Below are 19,610 nucleotides of genomic sequence, written 5' to 3' on the forward strand. Positions count from 1 at the left end.
ACTACAGGCGGTGGCGATAATCGCTGGGAGTGCGATCAAACTGCCGACGGAAAACGCGGGAAAAAGTCTGCTGCGAGACATAACCAAGGTCCATTGCGATATCAAAAATCGGACGCTCGGTGGTGCGCAACTCAACGGCGGCCAGTAACAGGCGGCGTTGGCGAATGTAATCACCAAGTGTCTGATGCGTCACCGTGCGGAACATCCGCTGTAAGTACCACTTTGAATAGCCTGATTTTTTTGCGACGACATCAATGTTAAGCGGCTGGTCAATATGCTCGTCAATCCATGCGATAAGATCCTGAATAATTTTCTGATGGGACATAAATCTGCCTCTTTTCAGTGTTCAGTTCGTTAATTCATCTGTTGGGGAGTATAATTCCTCAAGTTAACTTGAGGTAAAGCGATTTATGGAAAAGAAATTACCCCGCATTAAAGCGCTGCTAACCCCCGGCGAAGTGGCAAAACGCAGCGGTGTGGCGGTATCGGCGCTGCATTTCTATGAAAGCAAAGGGTTGATTAGCAGTATCCGTAATAGTGGCAATCAGCGGCGATATAAACGTGATGTGTTGCGATATGTCGCAATCATCAAAATTGCTCAGCGTATTGGCATTCCGCTGGCGACCATTCGTGAAGCATTTGGCGTGTTGCCCGAAGGGCATACGTTAAGTGCGAAAGAGTGGAAACAGCTTTCGTCCCAATGGCGAGAAGAGTTGGATCGGCGCATTCATACCTTAGTGGCGCTGCGTGACGAACTGGATGGATGTATTGGTTGTGGCTGCCTTTCGCGCAGTGATTGCCCGTTGCGTAACCCGGGCGACCGATTAGGAGAAGAAGGTACCGGCGCACGCTTGCTGGAAGATGAACAAAACTAAAGCGCCACAAGGGCGCTTTAGTTTGTTTTCCGGTCTTTGTCTTTCTCTCTATCCCGCTGGTACACAGGAGGGTTTCCCCCGACGTCAACACACCTCATTCGAGCACGTGGTGGAGGTTCCGGTTGGTGTTGATGCTTTAATTGTATGTTACCGGCGTTTCTTCGCCAGTGTAAAAGTACACTTTTTAGCCGCAATATTTTTGTCATCTCAGACGATTTTTTATCGCAATCCTGAACGGTATACGGTTCGATAACGCTGCAATCTTGCGCATCGACGATAACGTTTGCGCATCAATTGCCTGGTTTTTCATCGTCAAGACAATAAAAGAGAAAAAAGCAGCAAACTTCGGTTGAAAAAGCCGCTATGATCGCCGGATAATCGTTTGCTTTTTTTACCACCCGTTTTGTATGCGCGGAGCTAAACGTTTGCGTTTTTGCGACGCACCAATTTGTCGCAAACCTGGAGCAGGAAGATAACGTTTCGCTGGCAGGGGATTGTCCGCCACGCATCTTGACGAAAATTAAACTCTCAGGGGATGTTTTCTTATGTCTACGCCATCAGCGCGTACCGGCGGTTCACTCGACGCCTGGTTTAAAATTTCACAACGTGGAAGCACTGTCCGTCAGGAAGTGGTTGCCGGGTTAACAACGTTTCTGGCGATGGTCTACTCGGTTATCGTCGTTCCAGGCATGTTGGGTAAAGCGGGCTTCCCGCCTGCGGCAGTTTTCGTTGCGACCTGTCTGGTTGCCGGACTCGGTTCTATCGTGATGGGTCTGTGGGCTAATCTGCCGTTGGCGATTGGTTGCGCCATCTCCCTGACGGCGTTTACCGCATTCAGTCTGGTGCTGGGGCAACATATTAGCGTACCTGTCGCGCTGGGTGCCGTGTTCCTGATGGGTGTGCTGTTTACGATAATTTCTGCCACGGGTATTCGTAGCTGGATTTTGCGCAACTTGCCGCACGGTGTGGCGCACGGCACGGGGATCGGTATCGGTCTTTTCCTGCTGCTCATTGCCGCTAATGGTGTCGGTCTGGTGATTAAAAACCCGCTTGATGGTCTGCCCGTTGCGCTGGGTGATTTCGCGACCTTCCCGGTGATTATGTCACTGGTAGGTCTGGCGGTGATCATCGGCCTGGAAAAACTGAAAGTCCCTGGTGGCATTCTGCTGACCATTATCGGTATCTCAATTGTCGGTTTGATCTTCGATCCTAACGTCCATTTCTCCGGCGTTTTCGCTATGCCTTCATTGAGCGATGAAAACGGCAATTCACTGATTGGCAGCCTGGACATTATGGGCGCGCTGAACCCTGTGGTTCTGCCGAGCGTGCTGGCACTGGTGATGACTGCTGTTTTCGATGCCACCGGAACCATCCGGGCCGTCGCCGGCCAGGCAAACCTGCTGGATAAAGACGGGCAAATTATCGACGGCGGGAAAGCACTGACCACCGACTCCATGAGCAGTGTTTTCTCTGGTCTGGTGGGGGCAGCTCCGGCAGCGGTATACATCGAGTCTGCGGCGGGTACAGCGGCGGGCGGAAAAACCGGTCTGACGGCTATCACCGTTGGCGTGTTGTTCCTGCTGATTCTGTTCCTCTCTCCACTCTCTTACCTCGTTCCGGGTTACGCAACGGCTCCGGCGCTGATGTACGTTGGCCTGCTGATGCTGAGCAATGTGGCGAAAATTGACTTTGCTGATTTTGTTGATGCGATGGCGGGCCTGGTAACAGCAGTATTCATCGTACTGACCTGTAACATCGTAACAGGCATCATGATCGGCTTCGCGACTCTGGTGATTGGTCGTCTGGTTTCCGGAGAATGGCGCAAGTTGAACATCGGTACGGTCGTCATCGCCGTGGCGCTGGTGACCTTCTATGCGGGCGGTTGGGCTATCTAAGCTTTAATAAGATTCTGAAAACGGGTGGCAATGGCTGCCCGTTTTTATTTTCTCCGCACATTGTGTGAGCTTTTGCGATATTCTGAAAAAATGAGAATTCAGGCATAACGCCTTTCTCAGATCATAAAAAACATCGCAAACAGGGAACGCATGGAAATCTTCTTCACCATACTGATAATGACCCTCGTGGTCTCGCTGTCCGGGGTGGTCACTCGTGTCATGCCCTTTCAGATCCCGCTTCCGCTTATGCAAATCGCCATCGGTGCGCTACTGGCGTGGCCGACGTTTGGTTTGCATGTGGAGTTTGATCCTGAACTCTTTTTAGTCTTGTTTATCCCGCCGTTGCTGTTCGCAGATGGCTGGAAAACGCCGACCCGTGAATTTCTCGAACATGGTCGGGAGATTTTCGGCCTCGCGCTGGCGCTGGTGGTGGTCACCGTGGTTGGCATTGGCTTCCTTATTTACTGGGTGGTGCCGGGCATTCCGCTGATTCCCGCCTTTGCGCTGGCGGCGGTGCTTTCTCCGACCGATGCTGTGGCGCTTTCCGGTATTGTTGGCGAAGGGCGCATCCCGAAAAAAATCATGGGTATTTTGCAGGGCGAAGCGTTGATGAATGACGCCTCCGGCCTGGTGTCATTAAAGTTTGCTGTGGCAGTGGCGATGGGGACGATGATCTTCACCGTCGGCGGTGCAACGGTGGAATTTATGAAAGTGGCCATTGGCGGTATTCTCGCCGGTTTTGTGGTGAGCTGGCTGTATGGTCGTTCGCTGCGATTCCTCAGCCGCTGGGGCGGTGATGAACCCGCGACGCAGATTGTACTGCTGTTCCTGCTGCCATTCGCTTCTTATCTGATTGCCGAACATATTGGCGTTTCCGGTATTCTTGCTGCGGTTGCCGCTGGGATGACCATCACCCGCTCCGGTGTAATGCGCCGTGCGCCGCTGGCGATGCGCCTGCGCGCAAACAGCACCTGGGCGATGCTGGAATTTGTCTTCAACGGCATGGTATTCCTGCTGTTAGGTCTGCAGCTGCCGGGTATTCTGGAGACGTCGCTGATGGCGGCAGAAATCGACCCTAACGTCGAAATCTGGATGCTGTTTACCGATATCATTCTGATTTATGCGGCGCTGATGCTGGTCCGTTTCGGCTGGCTGTGGACGATGAAAAAGTTCAGCAACCGCTTCCTGAAGAAGAAGCCGATGGAGTTTGGTTCGTGGACCACACGAGAAATCCTGATTGCGTCTTTTGCCGGGGTGCGTGGGGCGATCACACTAGCCGGTGTGCTCTCTATCCCGCTGCTCTTGCCGGATGGCAACGTCTTCCCGGCGCGCTATGAGTTGGTGTTCCTGGCGGCTGGCGTCATTCTCTTTTCGCTGTTTGTCGGCGTGGTGATGTTGCCCATTCTGCTGCAACACATTGAAGTCGCAGACCATTCGCAGCAGTTGAAAGAGGAGCGTATTGCGCGAGCGGCAACGGCAGAAGTGGCGATTGTGGCAATCCAGAAAATGGAGGAGCGTCTGGCGGCGGATACCGAAGAGAATATCGATAACCAGCTGCTCACGGAGGTCAGTTCTCGCGTCATTGGTAACCTGCGTCGTCGCGCCGATGGACGTAACGACGTTGAAAGTTCCGTGCAGGAAGAGAACCTTGAGCGTCGCTTCCGTCTGGCGGCATTGCGTTCTGAACGTGCTGAACTGTACCACCTGCGCGCCACGCGGGAGATCAGTAACGAAACTCTGCAAAAATTATTGCACGATCTCGATTTGCTTGAAGCGTTGTTGATTGAGGAAAATCAGTAAGCCGAAAGCGACGTAACCAGGCCCGAGGTAATCTGAAAAAGGTGCAATCTTTTGCACCTTTTTCAGATTACCTCGGGCTAACATTCATGATTCTAAAATAAATAAGTCAGAAGTCCGTGAGTATCTCTCTTTTAAAGTCAATTCATTGGCTATTCTTCGGCTTAATCTCAATCTGCGTATTGCATAGTATCTTCAGTGGTATTCATAGACACTTCCTGAATATTATGCTCAGTTTGTGACATGCCAGTATGAGTGGCACAATCCTCTTCAAAGAGTTTCTGTAGTGTTATCAGGATATCACTATTAATGGGAATATTATCCTCCCCACGGAGAATGGATATGCCCATTCCCTGGACGATAGCCTCATCGAAATTAACCCGATAGAAACGGGTATTAAACATCCAGGCTTTTGTTAAAATAGAACAGTTGAAATGGCAATTGCTTAAATTGGCATTATTAAAATTAGCATTAGCCATATTAGAATCGGTACATATAACCATTTCGAGGAACGTATTTGTCAGCCGCGTAAAAAAGAGTTTGCTATTAATTAAGTTTATATTCTGGAGGGTTGCTTTGTTCAGGTTGACGCGAGAAAGATTAGCATGTTCAAAGTTAATTAAATCGAGTTTAGAGAAACTAAGGTCGGCTCTAAATAAATTAACATATGGCGCTATTACTTTATAAAGATTCACCTCAGCCATGTACGCCATATAAAAATTTGAATAGTCAAGGAAGGTATTTTTAATTTTAGCTCTAATCATTGTTGCATTGAAGAATTCAACATGCATAGCGGAGCATGCATTTAGAGTTCCGTCAGTCATTTTTATCTGAGCGAAATTTGAGTCATCGAGAATACAATTATCAAAAATTATTTTTTCCATTATGGCAAAATTAAAATTCGTTTGATACATATTACAGCCCTGGAAAATAGCATTTTGTAGTCTGCAACCTGCAAAATCCGAATTGGATAAATCTTCATCTTTCATCCTGATACCTTTCAGGCTAAGGTGTGAAAAATCGTAACCACCATTTACTGTCTGTGGGATTTCGATAGTATTATTATGGACAGTGACATTATTTATAAAATACACTACCTTAATTGACACTTCCTTATCTTTATTAAGGTAAACTCTTCTCGTAATTCTATCGTCATATTTATTACTTGCATATAAAGCTATATCTATAAAATATTTATGAATTTTCCTGTCAGTTTCTTTAGTGATTTTTCCTGATGGTAAAGTATCATAAGTTCTTTTCATTTTCTGAATCAAGCCTATCACTTTTTCATGATCATCCATTTTGAAAAGAGAGAGGGCTTTATTGTCAATTAACGTGTCTTTATGATGTTTGCTATAATTATCTGATTTTGTTTTCTTTGTATGTGATGGACTTGTGACAGGGTGGTTATCGTTAATCAGGCAAAGAGGGAAAAACATATTATTTAAACCATTATAGCGCATAAAATATCCTTATAATTAACAAGAAAGAAAAGGCATATTCTCTGCATTATCTTTTTCTACGACTGTCAAAAATCGCTCATTTTTTATTGAGTTTATTTGTTTAATATTATTAGAAAAGGTGATGCATATTGGAGAGGAAGAGTATTCCCCGATCAAGCGACCGGGGAAGGGTAGAGATTAATGCGCGCGGCCTTGCTCAACGCCAAAGCCGGTCTGGGAGCGGATAAACTGCGCACGGAACAGTTCACGCTCGCGCGCACCTTCCGCTGAATTATCCGTTGCCGAGAAGAACCAGATGCCGAGGAATGCCACACTGATAGAGAACAGCGCCGGGTATTCGTACGGGAAGATGGCTTTTTCGTGACCGAGGATCTGTACCCAAATGGTAGGGCCGAGAATCATCAGTACCACTGCGGTAATCAGCCCCAGCCAGCCTCCCATCATCGCGCCACGGGTGGTCAGTTTCGACCAGTACATGGAAAGCAGAATGATCGGGAAGTTACAGCTCGCCGCGATGGCAAACGCCAGGCCCACCATAAATGCGATGTTCTGATTCTCAAACAGCACGCCGAGGATAATCGCAATCACGCCCAAAATCAGGACGGTGATTTTCGATACTCGCAGTTCTTCTCGTTCAGTCGCGCCTTTTTTGAAGACGTTAGCGTACAGGTCATGCGAAACCGCGGAAGCGCCTGCCAGCGTCAGTCCCGCAACCACCGCAAGAATGGTGGCGAAAGCAACCGCTGAAATAAAGCCGAGGAACAGGTTGCCGCCCACCGCATTGGCCAGGTGAACTGCCGCCATGTTGTTACCACCAATCAGATGGCCCGCCGCGTCTTTATATTCCGGATTCGCACCGACCAGCATGATCGCGCCAAAGCCGATAATAAAGGTCAGGATATAGAAGTAGCCCATAAATCCGGTGGCGTAGAACACGCTCTTACGCGCTTCGCGGGCATCGCTGACCGTAAAGAAGCGCATCAGAATGTGCGGCAAACCAGCCGTACCAAACATCAGCCCCAGACCCAGAGACAGCGCGGAGATGGGATCTTTCACCAATCCGCCCGGCTTCATGATATCGACACCTTTCGGGTGTACCGCCATCGCTTCGCTGAACAGATTGTTGAAGCTAAAGCCGACGTGTTTCATCACCATAAAGGCCATAAAGCTGGCACCAAACAGTAACAGCACAGCTTTGATAATCTGTACCCAGGTGGTCGCCAGCATGCCGCCGAACAGGACGTACATCATCATCAGCACGCCGACCAGCACTACCGCAATGTGATAGTTAAGGCCAAACAGCAGCTCGATGAGTTTACCTGCCCCCACCATCTGGGCGATAAGGTAAAGCGCCACCACCACCAGAGAACCACAGGCCGAAAGAATACGGATAGGCCCCTGTTTCAGACGGTACGAGGCTACATCGGCAAAGGTGTAGCGACCGAGGTTACGCAGACGTTCGGCAATCAGGAACAGAATGATCGGCCAGCCCACCAGGAAGCCCAGCGAGTAAATTAAACCATCATAGCCGGAGGTAAACACCAGCGCGGAGATACCCAAAAATGAGGCGGCAGACATATAGTCCCCGGCAATCGCCAGCCCGTTCTGGAAACCGGTGATATTGCCGCCTGCGGTGTAGTAGTCATTACGCGAACGTACGCGTTTTGACGCCCAGTAGGTAATGCCGAGCGTAAACACGACGAAAATCAGGAACATAATAATTGCCTGCCAGTTTGTTGGCTGGCGCTCTACGGCCCCGCTAAGAGCATCCGCGGCGTTAGCTGCGAAAGGGAGTGTGGCGGCAAGCGCCGTCAGAACTCTTTTCATGATGCTTGTACCTCATGCAGGACTTCATTATTAAGACGGTCGAATTCGCCGTTCGCCCGCCAGATGTAGATACCGGTGAGAACAAAGGAGATCACAATCACTCCAACACCAATCGGAATACCGCGTGTGACGCTGGTGTTCGGATTCAGCGGAGTGCCCAGCCAGCCGGGCGCGAAGGCGATCAGTAAAATAAAGCCGATATAAACTGCCAGCATAATAATCGACAGGATGGTGGCAAACCGTTGCCGTTTTTCGACTAACTCCCTGAAATGCGCATTGTCTTCTATCCGCTGATAAATAGTGCCATTCATCACAGATTCTCCAGAGGTAATGTAGGGATTGTTTTAATTCCCGCGCCCTTATGGGAGCGGGTTAACGCCCAGGTAACCCTCGCCGAATGTAGGCTGGATAAGGCGTTATACGCCGCATCCGGCAATCAATGCCTGATGCGACGCTGTCGCGTCTTATCAGGCCTACAAATCGTTTCCGACTTGTTGCCCGGATCGCATCCGGCAATTGAGAGTTACGAGGGCATCGCGATAGCCTGCTTCTCTTCAAGCAGCTTCTCGACTACGCCCGGATCGGCAAGCGTCGAGGTATCGCCCAGGTTGCTGGTATCGCCCGCCGCAATTTTGCGCAGAATACGGCGCATAATTTTGCCGGAGCGGGTTTTTGGCAGGGAGTCGGTCCAGTGCAGCACGTCTGGCGTTGCCAGCGGGCCAATCTCTTTACGCACCCAGTTGCGGACTTCTGCGTACAGTTCTGGTGACGGTTCCTCCCCGTGATTAAGCGTGACGTAGGCGTAGATCGCCTGACCTTTAATATTGTGCGGAATACCGACGACAGCGGCTTCGGCAATCTTCGGATGTGCCACCAGCGCCGACTCAATCTCCGCTGTTCCCAGACGATGACCGGAGACGTTCAGCACGTCGTCCACACGCCCGGTGATCCAGTAATAGCCATCTTCATCACGTCGCGCGCCGTCGCCGCTGAAATACATATTTTTGAAGGTGGAGAAGTAGGTCTGTTCAAAACGCTCATGATCGCCAAACAATGTACGCGCCTGACCCGGCCAGGAGTCGGTGATCACCAGGCTGCCTTCGGTAGCCCCTTCCAGCGGGTTACCTTCGTTATCGACCAGCGCCGGTTGCACGCCGAAGAACGGACGCGTTGCAGAACCTGCTTTTAGCTCGGTAGCACCAGGCAGTGGTGTGATCATGAAACCGCCAGTTTCGGTCTGCCACCAGGTGTCGACCACCGGACATTTCTCGTTGCCGATCTTCTTCCAGTACCACTCCCACGCTTCCGGGTTGATTGGCTCGCCTACGGAACCGAGAATGCGCAGCGACGAACGGTCAGTGCCTTCGATCGCTTTATCGCCTTCTGCCATCAGCGCGCGGATCGCCGTGGGCGCGGTATAGAGAATATTGACCTGATGCTTGTCCACCACCTGGGCCATACGGGCAGGCGTCGGCCAGTTCGGTACGCCTTCAAACATCAACGTGGTCGCGCCGCAGGCCAGCGGGCCATACAGCAAATAACTGTGTCCGGTAACCCAGCCCACATCGGCGGTGCACCAGTAGATATCGCCAGGATGATAATCAAAGACATATTTAAAGGTCAGCGCCGCGTACACCAGATAACCGCCGGTAGTGTGCAGCACGCCTTTCGGCTTACCGGTAGAACCGGAGGTATAGAGAATAAACAGCGGATCTTCGGCGTTCATCTCTTGCGCCTGGTGCTGATCGCTCGCTTGCTCAATCAGATCGTGCCACCACAGATCGCGCCCTTCCTGCCAGTCAATTTTTCCGCCAGTACGCTTCAGTACCACCACATGTTCAATGCTGGTGACGTTCGGGTTTTTCAGCGCGTCATCGACGTTTTTCTTCAGCGGAATACTGCGCCCAGCGCGCACACCTTCGTCAGAAGTGATCACCAACCGTGAGTTGGAATCGATAATGCGTCCGGCAACGGCCTCTGGTGAGAAGCCGCCGAAAATCACCGAATGCACCGCGCCAATGCGGGCGCAGGCCAGCATTGCGACCGCAGCTTCCGGCACCATCGGCATATAAATCGCCACTACATCACCTTTTTTAATGCCCAGCTCGAGCAGGGTATTGGCGAAGCGGCAGACGTCGCGGTGCAGCTCTTTATAGCTGATATGTTTGCTCTGGCTGGCGTCGTCGCCTTCCCAGATGATGGCGGTGCGATCGCCGTTTTCTTGCAGATGGCGGTCAAGGCAGTTCGCCGCCAGATTCAGCGTGCCGTCCTCGTACCATTTAATGGACACATTACCCGGGGCAAAGGAGGTGTTTTTCACCTTCTGGTACGGTTTGATCCAGTCGAGAATTTTTCCCTGTTCGCCCCAGAAGGTATCTGGTGCGTTAATAGATTGTTGATACATCGCCTCGTACTGCTGAGGGTTTATCAGGCAACGGTCTGCGATGTTGGCAGGAATGGTGTGTTTGTGAATTTGACTCATGCTTTTGTTCTCCTTGTAGGATGTTAATAATATGTGGCATAAGCGTTAAATGTAGGGGTATTGGCAGTTTTGTTTAGTATTTGGGCGACAGATCACGCAAAAGTAGAATTGTGCAAATAAACGGCAGGATAATTTTTGAAGGTCAGCAACAAAAGTTGATTAATTCTTTGAGGAACATGCAGTTATGCATGCCGTTGAAAAAGAGGAAAATACTGACTAACTCTAAAGTGGTATTTTACATGCACTTACAATTGATTAAAGACAACATTCACAGTGTGGTTATTTGTTACACATAGGAGCGAGCAATGTCATGGCAGTGTAGGTGCGGTTACTGTCGTGAAAAACAATAAAAACCGCCATTGCAACAATGGCGCAATTCGGATGAAGCCCCTATGACAAGGATAAAAATAAACGCACGCCGTATCTTCAGCTTATTGATTCCTTTTTTCTTTTTCACTTCTGTTCACGCTGAACAAACGGCTGCTCCCGCAAAACCTGTAACTGTGGAAGCGAAGAATGAAACCTTTGCCCCGCAGCATCCCGATCAATATCTCTCCTGGAAAGCCACCTCGGAACAGTCAGAGCGTGTTGACGCCCTGGCGGAAGATCCACGACTGGTGATTCTGTGGGCGGGGTATCCTTTCTCGCGCGATTACAACAAGCCGCGCGGACATGCCTTTGCGGTAACCGATGTTCGTGAAACCCTGCGTACCGGTGCGCCGAAAAACGCTGAAGATGGTCCGCTACCGATGGCATGCTGGAGTTGTAAAAGCCCGGATGTGGCGCGTCTGATCCAGAAAGACGGCGAAGATGGCTACTTCCACGGTAAATGGGCGCGCGGCGGCCCGGAAATCGTCAACAACTTAGGTTGTGCCGATTGCCATAACACTGCCTCACCAGAGTTCGCCAAAGGCAAACCGGAGTTAACCCTTTCCCGTCCGTATGCTGCTCGCGCGATGGAATCCATTGGTAAACCTTTTGAGAAAGCCGGACGTTTCGACCAGCAATCGATGGTCTGCGGTCAGTGCCATGTGGAGTATTACTTCGATGGCAAAAACAAAGCCGTTAAATTCCCGTGGGATGACGGCATGAAAGTCGAAAATATGGAGCAGTATTACGACAAAATTGCCTTCTCTGACTGGACTAACTCCCTGTCGAAAACGCCAATGCTGAAAGCGCAGCACCCGGAATATGAAACCTGGACAGCGGGCATTCACGGTAAAAACAACGTGACCTGTATCGACTGCCATATGCCAAAAGTGCAGAACGCCGAAGGCAAACTCTACACCGACCATAAAATTGGTAATCCGTTTGATAACTTCGCCCAGACTTGTGCGAACTGCCATACCCAAGACAAAGCTGCTTTGCAAAAAGTTGTCGCGGAACGTAAGCAGTCGATTAACGACCTGAAAATCAAGGTTGAAGATCAACTGGTTCACGCTCACTTCGAAGCGAAAGCGGCGCTGGATGCAGGCGCAACGGAAGCCGAAATGAAACCGATTCAGGACGATATCCGTCATGCTCAGTGGCGTTGGGATCTGGCGATCGCTTCCCACGGCATTCATATGCACGCACCGGAAGAAGGTCTGCGGATGCTCGGTACGGCGATGGATAAAGCCGCGGATGCGCGTACCAAACTGGCGCGTTTACTGGCAACCAAAGGCATTACCCATGAAATCCCGATCCCGGATATCTCGACCAAAGAGAAAGCCCAGCAGGCCATTGGCCTGAACATGGAACAAATCAAGGCTGAGAAGCAGGACTTCATCAAAACGGTGATCCCGCAGTGGGAAGAGCAGGCACGTAAAAACGGTCTGTTAAGCCAATAACCCCCGTTCCGCCTCGCAAGGGGCGGAAAACACAATGGAGTGAATATGAGCGTATTACGTTCGTTATTAACTGCCGGGGTGCTGGCGTCGGGCCTGTTGTGGAGCCTGAACGGAATTACCGCTACCCCTGCGGCGCAGGCATCTGGTGATCGCTACGAAGTTACCCAGCAGCGTAACCCGGATGCCGCCTGTCTGGACTGTCATAAACCAGATACCGAAGGTATGCATGGCAAACATGCTTCCGTTATCAACCCGAATAACAAACTGCCGGTCACCTGCACCAACTGTCACGGCCAGCCATCACCGCAACACCGCGAAGGGGTGAAAGATGTGATGCGCTTTAACGAGCCGATGTACAAGGTTGGAGAGCAGAACAGCGTCTGTATGTCCTGCCATCTGCCGGAACAGTTGCAAAAAGCGTTCTGGCCGCACGATGTCCACGTAACCAAAGTGGCGTGCGCCAGCTGCCATTCCCTGCATCCACAGCAAGATACGATGCAGACGTTAAGTGACAAAGGACGGATTAAGATTTGCGTCGATTGCCACAGCGATCAGCGCACCAATCCGAACTTTAACCCGGCGTCTGTTCCGTTGCTTAAGGAGCAGCCATGACCTGGTCTCGTCGCCAGTTTCTCACCGGCGTCGGCGTGCTGGCAGCCGTCAGCGGCACCGCAGGACGCGTGGTGGCGAAAACGTTGAATATCAATGGGGTGCGTTACGGCATGGTGCATGACGAGTCGTTATGCATCGGCTGTACTGCCTGTATGGATGCTTGTCGGGAAGCGAACAATGTGCCGGAAGGCGTCTCGCGCCTGACAATTATTCGTAGCGAGCCGCAGGGCGAATTTCCTGATGTGAAATATCGCTTCTTTCGTAAGTCTTGCCAGCACTGCGACCATGCACCGTGCGTTGACGTCTGCCCAACGGGTGCGTCTTTTCGCGATGCTGCCAGCGGGATTGTCGATGTTAACCCGGATCTCTGCGTCGGTTGTCAGTACTGCATCGCCGCCTGTCCGTACCGCGTGCGCTTTATCCATCCGGTCACGAAGACGGCGGACAAATGCGATTTCTGCCGTAAGACCAATTTGCAGGCCGGTAAGTTGCCCGCGTGCGTTGAGGCTTGCCCAACGAAGGCGCTGACGTTTGGCAATCTGGACGATCCCAACAGTGAGATTTCACAACTGCTACGCCAGAAGCCCACTTACCGCTACAAGCTGGCGCTGGGAACCAAACCGAAGCTGTACCGCGTACCGTTTAAATACGGGGAGGTGAGCCAATGACGCAGACTTCCGCATTTCATTTTGAATCGCTGGTGTGGGACTGGCCGATTGCCATCTACCTGTTTTTGATTGGTATTTCTGCCGGTCTGGTGACGCTGGCCGTGCTGTTACGTCGCTTCTACCCGCAGGCGGGTGGTGCAGACAGTACGTTGCTGCGAACCACGCTGATTGTCGGGCCTGGCGCGGTGATCCTCGGTCTGTTGATTCTCGTCTTCCACCTGACAAGACCGTGGACCTTCTGGAAGCTGATGTTCCATTACAGTTTTACCTCGGTGATGTCGATGGGGGTGATGCTGTTTCAGCTCTACATGGTGGTGCTGGTGTTGTGGCTGGCGAAAATCTTTGAACATGATTTGCTTGCCCTGCAACAACGTTGGTTGCCGAAGCTGGGGATCGTACAAAAGGTTCTGAGTCTGCTGACGCCCGTTCATCGCGGACTGGAAACATTGATGCTAGTGCTGGCGGTGCTGCTGGGGGCTTATACCGGCTTTCTGCTGTCGGCGCTGAAATCGTATCCGTTCCTCAATAACCCGATCCTGCCGGTGCTGTTCCTCTTCTCCGGCATCTCGTCCGGTGCGGCGGTGGCGCTGATCGCCATGGCGATACGCCAACGCAGTAACCCGCATTCCACGGAAGCGCACTTTGTTCACCGGATGGAAATCCCTGTGGTATGGGGCGAAATCTTCCTGCTGGTGGCGTTTTTCGTCGGTCTGGCCCTGGGCGATGACGGTAAAGTGCGTGCGCTGGTGGCGGCATTGGGCGGCGGTTTCTGGACGTGGTGGTTCTGGCTTGGTGTCGCCGGGCTGGGGCTGATTGTGCCAATGTTGCTCAAACCGTGGGTCAATCGCAGTTCCGGCATTCCTGCCGTGCTGGCAGCGTGTGGGGCCAGCCTGGTCGGGGTGTTGATGCTGCGCTTTTTCATTCTCTACGCCGGGCAGTTAACGGTGGCGTAAGCCAGAAAAGAGGTGGTTTCTGGACGTATTCCTTCCTGAAGTCGGTTTTCTGGCGTTGTTGTTAAGTCTTGGGGTCAACGTGTTGACCCCGTTGACAACCTTTGCGGGAGTGCGGTTGCGCTGGCCTGCCATGATGCGACTCACTTGCATCGGCATTCTGGCGCAGTTCGCGCTCCTGCTGCTCGCCTTTGGCGTACTGACGTATTGTTTTCTCATCAGCGATTTCTCGGTCATTTATGTCGCCCAACATAGCTACAGCCTGCTGTCGTGGGAACTCAAACTGGCGGCAGTGTGGGGAGGGCATGAAGGTTCGCTGCTACTTTGGGTGCTACTCCTTTCCGCGTGGAGCGCGCTGTTTGCCTGGCATTATCGGCAGCAAACCGATCCGCTATTTCCGCTGACGCTAGCCGTTTTATCTCTCATGCTCGCCGCACTGCTACTGTTTGTGGTGCTGTGGTCCGATCCCTTCGTGCGGATATTTCCACCAGCAATCGAAGGCCGCGATCTCAATCCGATGCTGCAACATCCCGGTCTTATCTTTCATCCGCCGCTGCTTTATCTCGGCTATGGTGGTTTGATGGTGGCGGCGAGTGTGGCGCTGGCGAGTCTACTGCGCGGCGAGTTTGATGGTGTCAGCGCCCGAATTTGCTGGCGTTGGGCACTACCAGGCTGGGGGGCATTAACTGCGGGGATCATCCTTGGTTCCTGGTGGGCCTATTGCGAACTGGGCTGGGGCGGCTGGTGGTTCTGGGACCCGGTGGAAAACGCCTCTTTATTACCCTGGCTTTCTGCCACTGCGCTGCTGCACAGTTTGTCCCTGACACGCCAGCGGGGGATTTTCCGCCACTGGTCGCTGTTACTGGCGATAGTTACTCTGATGCTGTCGCTGCTGGGCACCTTAATTGTCCGCTCTGGCATTCTGGTTTCGGTTCATGCGTTCGCACTGGATAACGTCCGCGCCGTGCCGTTGTTCAGCCTGTTTGCGTTGATTAGCCTTGTGTCTCTGGCTCTGTATGGCTGGCGAGCGCGGGACGGTGGCCCGGCGGTGCATTTTTCGGGGTTATCGCGGGAAATGTTAATCCTCGCTACGCTGTTGCTGTTTTGCGCAGTGCTACTGATCGTGCTGGTGGGAACGCTTTATCCGATGATTTACGGCCTGCTGGGCTGGGGACGCCTCTCCGTTGGCGCGCCGTATTTTAACCGCGCGACGTTACCGTTTGGTCTGTTGATGCTGGTGGTGATTGTGCTGGCGACGTTTGTCTCTGGCAAACGCGTGCAGCTTCCGGCGCTGCTGGCGCATGCGGGTGTGCTGTTATTTGCCGCGGGGATCGTGGTTTCAAGCGTCAGCCGTCAGGAGATCAGCCTGAATTTACAGCCGGGTCAGCAGGTGACTCTGGCAGGATATACCTTCCGTTTTGAGCGCCTCGATCTGCAAGCCAAAGGTAATTACACCAGCGAAAAAGCGATAGTGGCGCTGTTTGACCATCAGCAACGCATTGGTGAACTGACGCCGGAGCGGCGTTTTTACGAAGCACGTCGTCAGCAAATGATGGAACCGGCAATTCGCTGGAACGGCATCCATGACTGGTATGCGGTCATGGGCGAGAAAACCGGACCGGATCGTTACGCTTTTCGTTTGTATGTACAACGCGGTGTGCGCTGGATCTGGGGGGGAGGATTGTTGATGATTGCGGGCGCATTGTTAAGCGGATGGCGGGGGAGGAAGCGCGATGAATAAAGGGCTTCTCACGCTACTGCTGTTATTTACCTGTTTTGCGCGCGCTCAGGTTGTAGACACCTGGCAATTCGCCAATCCGCAACAACAGGAACAGGCGTTAACTATTGCCAGCCAGTTACGCTGCCCGCAGTGCCAGAATCAGAACTTACTGGAATCCAATGCGCCGGTGGCAGTCAGTATGCGCCATCAGGTTTACAGCATGGTGGCGGAGGGGAAAAGTGAAGTCGAAATCATTGGCTGGATGACCGAACGCTACGGAGATTTTGTTCGCTATAACCCACCGTTAACCGGTCAGACGCTGGTGTTGTGGGCGCTGCCAGTGGTGTTGTTACTGCTGATGATACTGATCCTCTGGCGGGTAAGGGCGAAGCGATGAAACAGCCTCAAATACCGGTGAAAATGCTGACAACACTCACGATATTGATGGTATTTCTCTGTATCGGCAGTTATCTGTTAAGCCCAAAATGGCAGGCGGTACGTGCGGAGTATCAGCGTCAGCGCGATCCGCTACATCAGTTTGCCAGCCAGCAAACCCCGGAAGCGCAGCTTCAGGCATTGCAGGATAAAATCCGCGCTAATCCACAAAACAGCGAACAATGGGCGTTACTGGGCGAGTATTATCTGTGGCAAAACGATTACAGCAATTCGCTGCTGGCGTACCGTCAGGCGTTGCGACTACGTGGTGAAAACGCTGAACTGTATGCGGCGCTGGCGACGGTGCTTTATTACCAGGCCAGCCAGCATATGACCGCCCAGACTCGCACACTGATCGACAAAGCCCTCGCGCTGGACTCTAACGAAATCACCGCTCTGATGCTGCTGGCTTCAGATGCGTTTATGCAGGCGAATTACGCGCAAGCCATCGAACTATGGCAAAAAGTGATGGATCTCAACTCACCCCGGATCAACCGGACACAGCTGGTCGAGTCGATTAATATGGCGAAACTGTTGCAGCGGAGATCGGATTAATCATCTGGCGATGAAGATTATGTTATTGAGCTGCATAAAAAATAATCGAATGAACATCTGCCAAAAATAATCACCAATCAGTATTATTGCAGATTAAACAAATAAAAATCTTTCCATAACAAATGGTTATTCATTAATCCTGCCATAAACTCGCGTTATTATGCATTAATGCAGCGAAAAGCTCTGTTGTTAAAGGGTTGCGCAACATACCGCGCAAATGATACTGATCATAAGCGTTAAAAAAATCTACAAACCAACGCAACACAATTCATGCCCTGGCAGTATGTCACGTTCTCGCGTTTCTGAACGGGGAACGGCGCTCCATTGAGGAAGTTATTCTGATGAAAAATATAAAATTCAGCCTGGCCTGGCAGATTCTGTTTGCTATGGTGCTGGGCATTCTCCTGGGAAGCTACCTGCACTATCATAGCGACAGTCGCGACTGGCTGGTCGTCAATTTGCTCTCTCCGGCGGGTGATATCTTCATCCATCTGATCAAAATGATTGTTGTGCCGATTGTGATCTCCACGCTGGTGGTGGGTATCGCGGGTGTTGGTGATGCCAAACAGCTCGGGCGTATTGGCGCGAAAACCATTATTTACTTCGAGGTGATCACCACCGTCGCCATCATTTTGGGGATTACTCTGGCGAACGTCTTCCAGCCCGGTGCCGGGGTGGATATGTCGCAGCTGGCGACCGTCGATATCTCGAAATATCAGAGCACTACGGAAGCGGTACAAAGCAGTTCCCACGGCATTATGGGCACGATTTTGTCGCTGGTACCGACGAACATTGTGGCGTCGATGGCGAAAGGCGAAATGCTGCCGATCATCTTCTTCTCGGTGCTGTTTGGTCTGGGGCTTTCCTCCCTGCCCGCGACGCATCGTGAACCGCTGGTGACCGTGTTCCGCTCCATCTCTGAAACCATGTTTAAAGTGACTCACATGGTGATGCGTTATGCGCCAGTGGGTGTGTTTGCGCTGATTGCGGTGACGGTGGCTAACTTTGGTTTCTCGTCTCTGTGGCCACTGGCGAAACTGGTGCTGCTGGTGCATTTCGCCATTCTGTTCTTCGCGCTGGTAGTGCTGGGAATTGTGGCGCGCCTGTGCGGGTTAAGCGTCTGGATCCTGATTCGTATTCTGAAAGATGAGCTGATTCTGGCGTACTCCACTGCCAGTTCTGAAAGCGTGCTGCCGCGAATTATTGAGAAGATGGAAGCCTACGGTGCACCGGCGTCGATCACCAGTTTCGTGGTGCCGACCGGTTACTCTTTTAACCTTGATGGTTCAACGCTATATCAAAGTATTGCCGCTATCTTCATCGCTCAACTGTATGGTATTGACCTGTCCATCTGGCAGGAAATCATTCTGGTGCTGACGCTGATGGTGACCTCGAAAGGGATTGCTGGCGTGCCGGGCGTGTCGTTTGTGGTGTTGCTGGCAACGCTGGGCAGCGTAGGGATCCCGCTGGAAGGTCTGGCGTTTATTGCCGGTGTTGACCGTATCCTCGACATGGCGCGTACTGCGCTGAACGTGGTGGGTAATGCGCTGGCGGTGCTGGTGATTGCCAAGTGGGAACACAAATTTGACCGTAAGAAAGCGCTGGCTTATGAGCGCGAAGTGCTGGGCAAATTTGATAAAACTGCGGATCAATAATTGAGGATTGCCGGGGACATACACCCGGCAATGTGTGGATGCCTGATGCGACGCTTGCCGCGTCTTATCAGGCCTACATTAACCGTTAGTTAATTTTTCAAACTCTTCACACCCGGTATCAAACCCTTCCATACAGCTCAGGTTCAGCCAGTGCAGCGCCTTCTGTTTGTTCTTCTCGATAAAACCTTCTTCACCATTTAAGAACATCATTCCCGCCCAGTACTCGGAATAACCGGTTCGGGAAATCGCAGAGCTGCGTTTGAAATACCAGGTTGCCTTGTCATCGTCGGCCTTAATGCCCACGCCGTTGGCGTAAATCAAACCAAGCAGCATTTGGGCATCGACGGCGGAGTCGTTCTCCAGATCTTCCGAGGCGTTTTCTAACAGCGAAATCGCCTTTGGATAATCCGGTTTACCCGCTTGAGTATTCACCAGAATATGCGCCAGCGTCACTTCACCTTCTTTACTGCCTGCTTGCGCCGCTTTCTCTGCAAGAACTTTTGCTTGTGGATAGTCCAGACTGACCGGATTGGTGATTTTGATCTGCGCCAACAGCGCGCAGGCATCAGCATCACCGCTGTCGGCGGCTTTCTGTGCCCAATATTCGGCTTTGCTCAAATCGCCGGAGCTAAACCAGCTGTCGGCAAGAAAATATTGTGCGCGTCGGTCTCCAGCCTCTGCAGCCTTGAGATACTGACTGCCAGGCTCGGAGCCGTTCGCATGGGCAAAGAATGTCAAAAACAACATCAATGCGATAATTTTTTTCATTTTGATAATACGATTGGGTAGGGAGTGACCAGTATAAAGAGTTCGAATGGATAAAAAAACAGCCTCCGAAAGGAGGCTG

17 protein-coding genes are annotated in these 19,610 nt (G+C 51.8%); 11 read left to right on the forward strand and 6 right to left on the reverse strand.

Annotation, left to right across the window (positions count from 1 at the left end):
• Nucleotide 1 precedes the first annotated feature (1 nt).
• Complete coding sequence (gene soxS / locus FQZ95_RS04680) at nt 2-325, reverse strand: superoxide response transcriptional regulator SoxS (RefSeq protein ID WP_000019358.1); 324 nt, start codon at nt 323-325, stop codon at nt 2-4.
• Nucleotides 326-410: 85 nt separating this feature from the next.
• On the opposite strand from soxS, the gene soxR reads away from it, so the two are divergent.
• The 3 genes from soxR to FQZ95_RS04695 all read left to right on the forward strand — a co-directional run bounded on the left by soxR (nt 411) and on the right by FQZ95_RS04695 (nt 4,570).
• Nucleotides 411-875, forward strand: coding sequence for a redox-sensitive transcriptional activator SoxR (soxR, locus tag FQZ95_RS04685; RefSeq protein ID WP_000412424.1), 465 nt, complete (start codon nt 411-413; stop codon nt 873-875).
• Nucleotides 876-1,420: 545 nt separating this feature from the next.
• Nucleotides 1,421-2,770, forward strand: a complete 1,350-nt coding sequence (gene ghxP / locus FQZ95_RS04690; protein ID WP_000106871.1) for a guanine/hypoxanthine transporter GhxP — start codon at nt 1,421-1,423, stop codon at nt 2,768-2,770.
• Between the two features lie 150 nt (nt 2,771-2,920).
• On the forward strand, nt 2,921-4,570 hold the full coding sequence (locus tag FQZ95_RS04695) for a Na+/H+ antiporter (RefSeq protein ID WP_000402207.1): 1,650 nt from the start codon (nt 2,921-2,923) through the stop codon (nt 4,568-4,570).
• 167 nt (nt 4,571-4,737) lie between these two features.
• Here FQZ95_RS04695 and FQZ95_RS04700 read toward each other — a convergent pair whose 3' ends face one another.
• From FQZ95_RS04700 to acs, 4 genes are all read right to left on the reverse strand, one after another.
• The gene (locus FQZ95_RS04700; protein WP_160529927.1) at nt 4,738-6,030 is read right to left on the reverse strand and encodes a pentapeptide repeat-containing protein; all 1,293 of its coding nucleotides are present in this window, start codon (nt 6,028-6,030) and stop codon (nt 4,738-4,740) included.
• 177 nt (nt 6,031-6,207) lie between these two features.
• On the reverse strand, nt 6,208-7,857 hold the full coding sequence (gene actP / locus FQZ95_RS04705; protein ID WP_032185687.1) for a cation/acetate symporter ActP: 1,650 nt from the start codon (nt 7,855-7,857) through the stop codon (nt 6,208-6,210).
• Nucleotides 7,854-8,168, reverse strand: coding sequence for a DUF485 domain-containing protein (locus FQZ95_RS04710; protein WP_001014565.1), 315 nt, complete (start codon nt 8,166-8,168; stop codon nt 7,854-7,856). The genes actP and FQZ95_RS04710 overlap by 4 nt, the downstream gene beginning before the upstream one ends.
• A 212-nt stretch (nt 8,169-8,380) precedes the next feature.
• Nucleotides 8,381-10,339 (reverse strand): acetate--CoA ligase, encoded by a 1,959-nt coding sequence (gene acs, locus FQZ95_RS04715; protein ID WP_088541550.1) that lies wholly within the window; start codon nt 10,337-10,339, stop codon nt 8,381-8,383.
• Nucleotides 10,340-10,731: 392 nt separating this feature from the next.
• Here acs and nrfA point away from each other — a divergent pair, with 392 nt between their 5' ends.
• The 8 genes from nrfA (at nt 10,732) to gltP (ending at nt 18,763) form a co-directional block, all read left to right on the forward strand.
• Nucleotides 10,732-12,168 carry an ammonia-forming nitrite reductase cytochrome c552 subunit gene (gene nrfA / locus FQZ95_RS04720; RefSeq protein WP_160529928.1) on the forward strand — a complete coding sequence of 479 codons (1,437 nt, stop codon included), beginning with the start codon at nt 10,732-10,734 and terminating at the stop codon, nt 12,166-12,168.
• A gap of 45 nt (nt 12,169-12,213) precedes the next feature.
• The gene (nrfB, locus tag FQZ95_RS04725) at nt 12,214-12,780 is read left to right on the forward strand and encodes a cytochrome c nitrite reductase pentaheme subunit (RefSeq protein WP_001296647.1); all 567 of its coding nucleotides are present in this window, start codon (nt 12,214-12,216) and stop codon (nt 12,778-12,780) included.
• Nucleotides 12,777-13,448 (forward strand): cytochrome c nitrite reductase Fe-S protein, encoded by a 672-nt coding sequence (gene nrfC / locus FQZ95_RS04730; RefSeq protein ID WP_032185690.1) that lies wholly within the window; start codon nt 12,777-12,779, stop codon nt 13,446-13,448. Before nrfB ends, nrfC begins: the two co-directional genes overlap by 4 nt.
• Nucleotides 13,445-14,401 (forward strand): cytochrome c nitrite reductase subunit NrfD, encoded by a 957-nt coding sequence (gene nrfD, locus FQZ95_RS04735; protein ID WP_000195167.1) that lies wholly within the window; start codon nt 13,445-13,447, stop codon nt 14,399-14,401. The genes nrfC and nrfD overlap by 4 nt, the downstream gene beginning before the upstream one ends.
• Before the next feature lie 19 nt (nt 14,402-14,420).
• Complete coding sequence (locus FQZ95_RS04740) at nt 14,421-16,139, forward strand: heme lyase CcmF/NrfE family subunit (RefSeq protein ID WP_105277333.1); 1,719 nt, start codon at nt 14,421-14,423, stop codon at nt 16,137-16,139.
• Complete coding sequence (nrfF, locus tag FQZ95_RS04745; protein WP_001032540.1) at nt 16,132-16,515, forward strand: heme lyase NrfEFG subunit NrfF; 384 nt, start codon at nt 16,132-16,134, stop codon at nt 16,513-16,515. The genes FQZ95_RS04740 and nrfF overlap by 8 nt, the downstream gene beginning before the upstream one ends.
• On the forward strand, nt 16,512-17,108 hold the full coding sequence (gene nrfG, locus FQZ95_RS04750; protein ID WP_105277334.1) for a heme lyase NrfEFG subunit NrfG: 597 nt from the start codon (nt 16,512-16,514) through the stop codon (nt 17,106-17,108). The genes nrfF and nrfG overlap by 4 nt, the downstream gene beginning before the upstream one ends.
• 341 nt (nt 17,109-17,449) lie before the next feature.
• Complete coding sequence (gene gltP / locus FQZ95_RS04755) at nt 17,450-18,763, forward strand: glutamate/aspartate:proton symporter GltP (RefSeq protein ID WP_000789589.1); 1,314 nt, start codon at nt 17,450-17,452, stop codon at nt 18,761-18,763.
• A gap of 78 nt (nt 18,764-18,841) precedes the next feature.
• Here gltP and yjcO read toward each other — a convergent pair whose 3' ends face one another.
• Complete coding sequence (gene yjcO / locus FQZ95_RS04760) at nt 18,842-19,531, reverse strand: Sel1 family TPR-like repeat protein YjcO (RefSeq protein ID WP_000719893.1); 690 nt, start codon at nt 19,529-19,531, stop codon at nt 18,842-18,844.
• Nucleotides 19,532-19,610: the final 79 nt, after the last annotated feature.

The organism is Escherichia sp. HH41S, assembly GCF_009820115.1.
Lineage (GTDB): Bacteria > Pseudomonadota > Gammaproteobacteria > Enterobacterales > Enterobacteriaceae > Escherichia > Escherichia coli_F.

Bases quoted from the DNA above. Each gene is read 5' to 3' on its own strand.
- soxS (WP_000019358.1), bottom strand. From the start codon at position 325: ATGTCCCATCAGAAAATTATTCAGGATCTTATCGCATGGATTGACGAG.
- soxR (WP_000412424.1), top strand. From the start codon at position 411: ATGGAAAAGAAATTACCCCGCATTAAAGCGCTGCTAACCCCCGGCGAA.
- ghxP (WP_000106871.1), top strand. From the start codon at position 1,421: ATGTCTACGCCATCAGCGCGTACCGGCGGTTCACTCGACGCCTGGTTT.
- FQZ95_RS04695 (WP_000402207.1), top strand. From the start codon at position 2,921: ATGGAAATCTTCTTCACCATACTGATAATGACCCTCGTGGTCTCGCTG.
- FQZ95_RS04700 (WP_160529927.1), bottom strand. From the start codon at position 6,030: ATGCGCTATAATGGTTTAAATAATATGTTTTTCCCTCTTTGCCTGATT.
- actP (WP_032185687.1), bottom strand. From the start codon at position 7,857: ATGAAAAGAGTTCTGACGGCGCTTGCCGCCACACTCCCTTTCGCAGCT.
- FQZ95_RS04710 (WP_001014565.1), bottom strand. From the start codon at position 8,168: ATGAATGGCACTATTTATCAGCGGATAGAAGACAATGCGCATTTCAGG.
- acs (WP_088541550.1), bottom strand. From the start codon at position 10,339: ATGAGTCAAATTCACAAACACACCATTCCTGCCAACATCGCAGACCGT.
- nrfA (WP_160529928.1), top strand. From the start codon at position 10,732: ATGACAAGGATAAAAATAAACGCACGCCGTATCTTCAGCTTATTGATT.
- nrfB (WP_001296647.1), top strand. From the start codon at position 12,214: ATGAGCGTATTACGTTCGTTATTAACTGCCGGGGTGCTGGCGTCGGGC.
- nrfC (WP_032185690.1), top strand. From the start codon at position 12,777: ATGACCTGGTCTCGTCGCCAGTTTCTCACCGGCGTCGGCGTGCTGGCA.
- nrfD (WP_000195167.1), top strand. From the start codon at position 13,445: ATGACGCAGACTTCCGCATTTCATTTTGAATCGCTGGTGTGGGACTGG.
- nrfF (WP_001032540.1), top strand. From the start codon at position 16,132: ATGAATAAAGGGCTTCTCACGCTACTGCTGTTATTTACCTGTTTTGCG.
- nrfG (WP_105277334.1), top strand. From the start codon at position 16,512: ATGAAACAGCCTCAAATACCGGTGAAAATGCTGACAACACTCACGATA.
- gltP (WP_000789589.1), top strand. From the start codon at position 17,450: ATGAAAAATATAAAATTCAGCCTGGCCTGGCAGATTCTGTTTGCTATG.
- yjcO (WP_000719893.1), bottom strand. From the start codon at position 19,531: ATGAAAAAAATTATCGCATTGATGTTGTTTTTGACATTCTTTGCCCAT.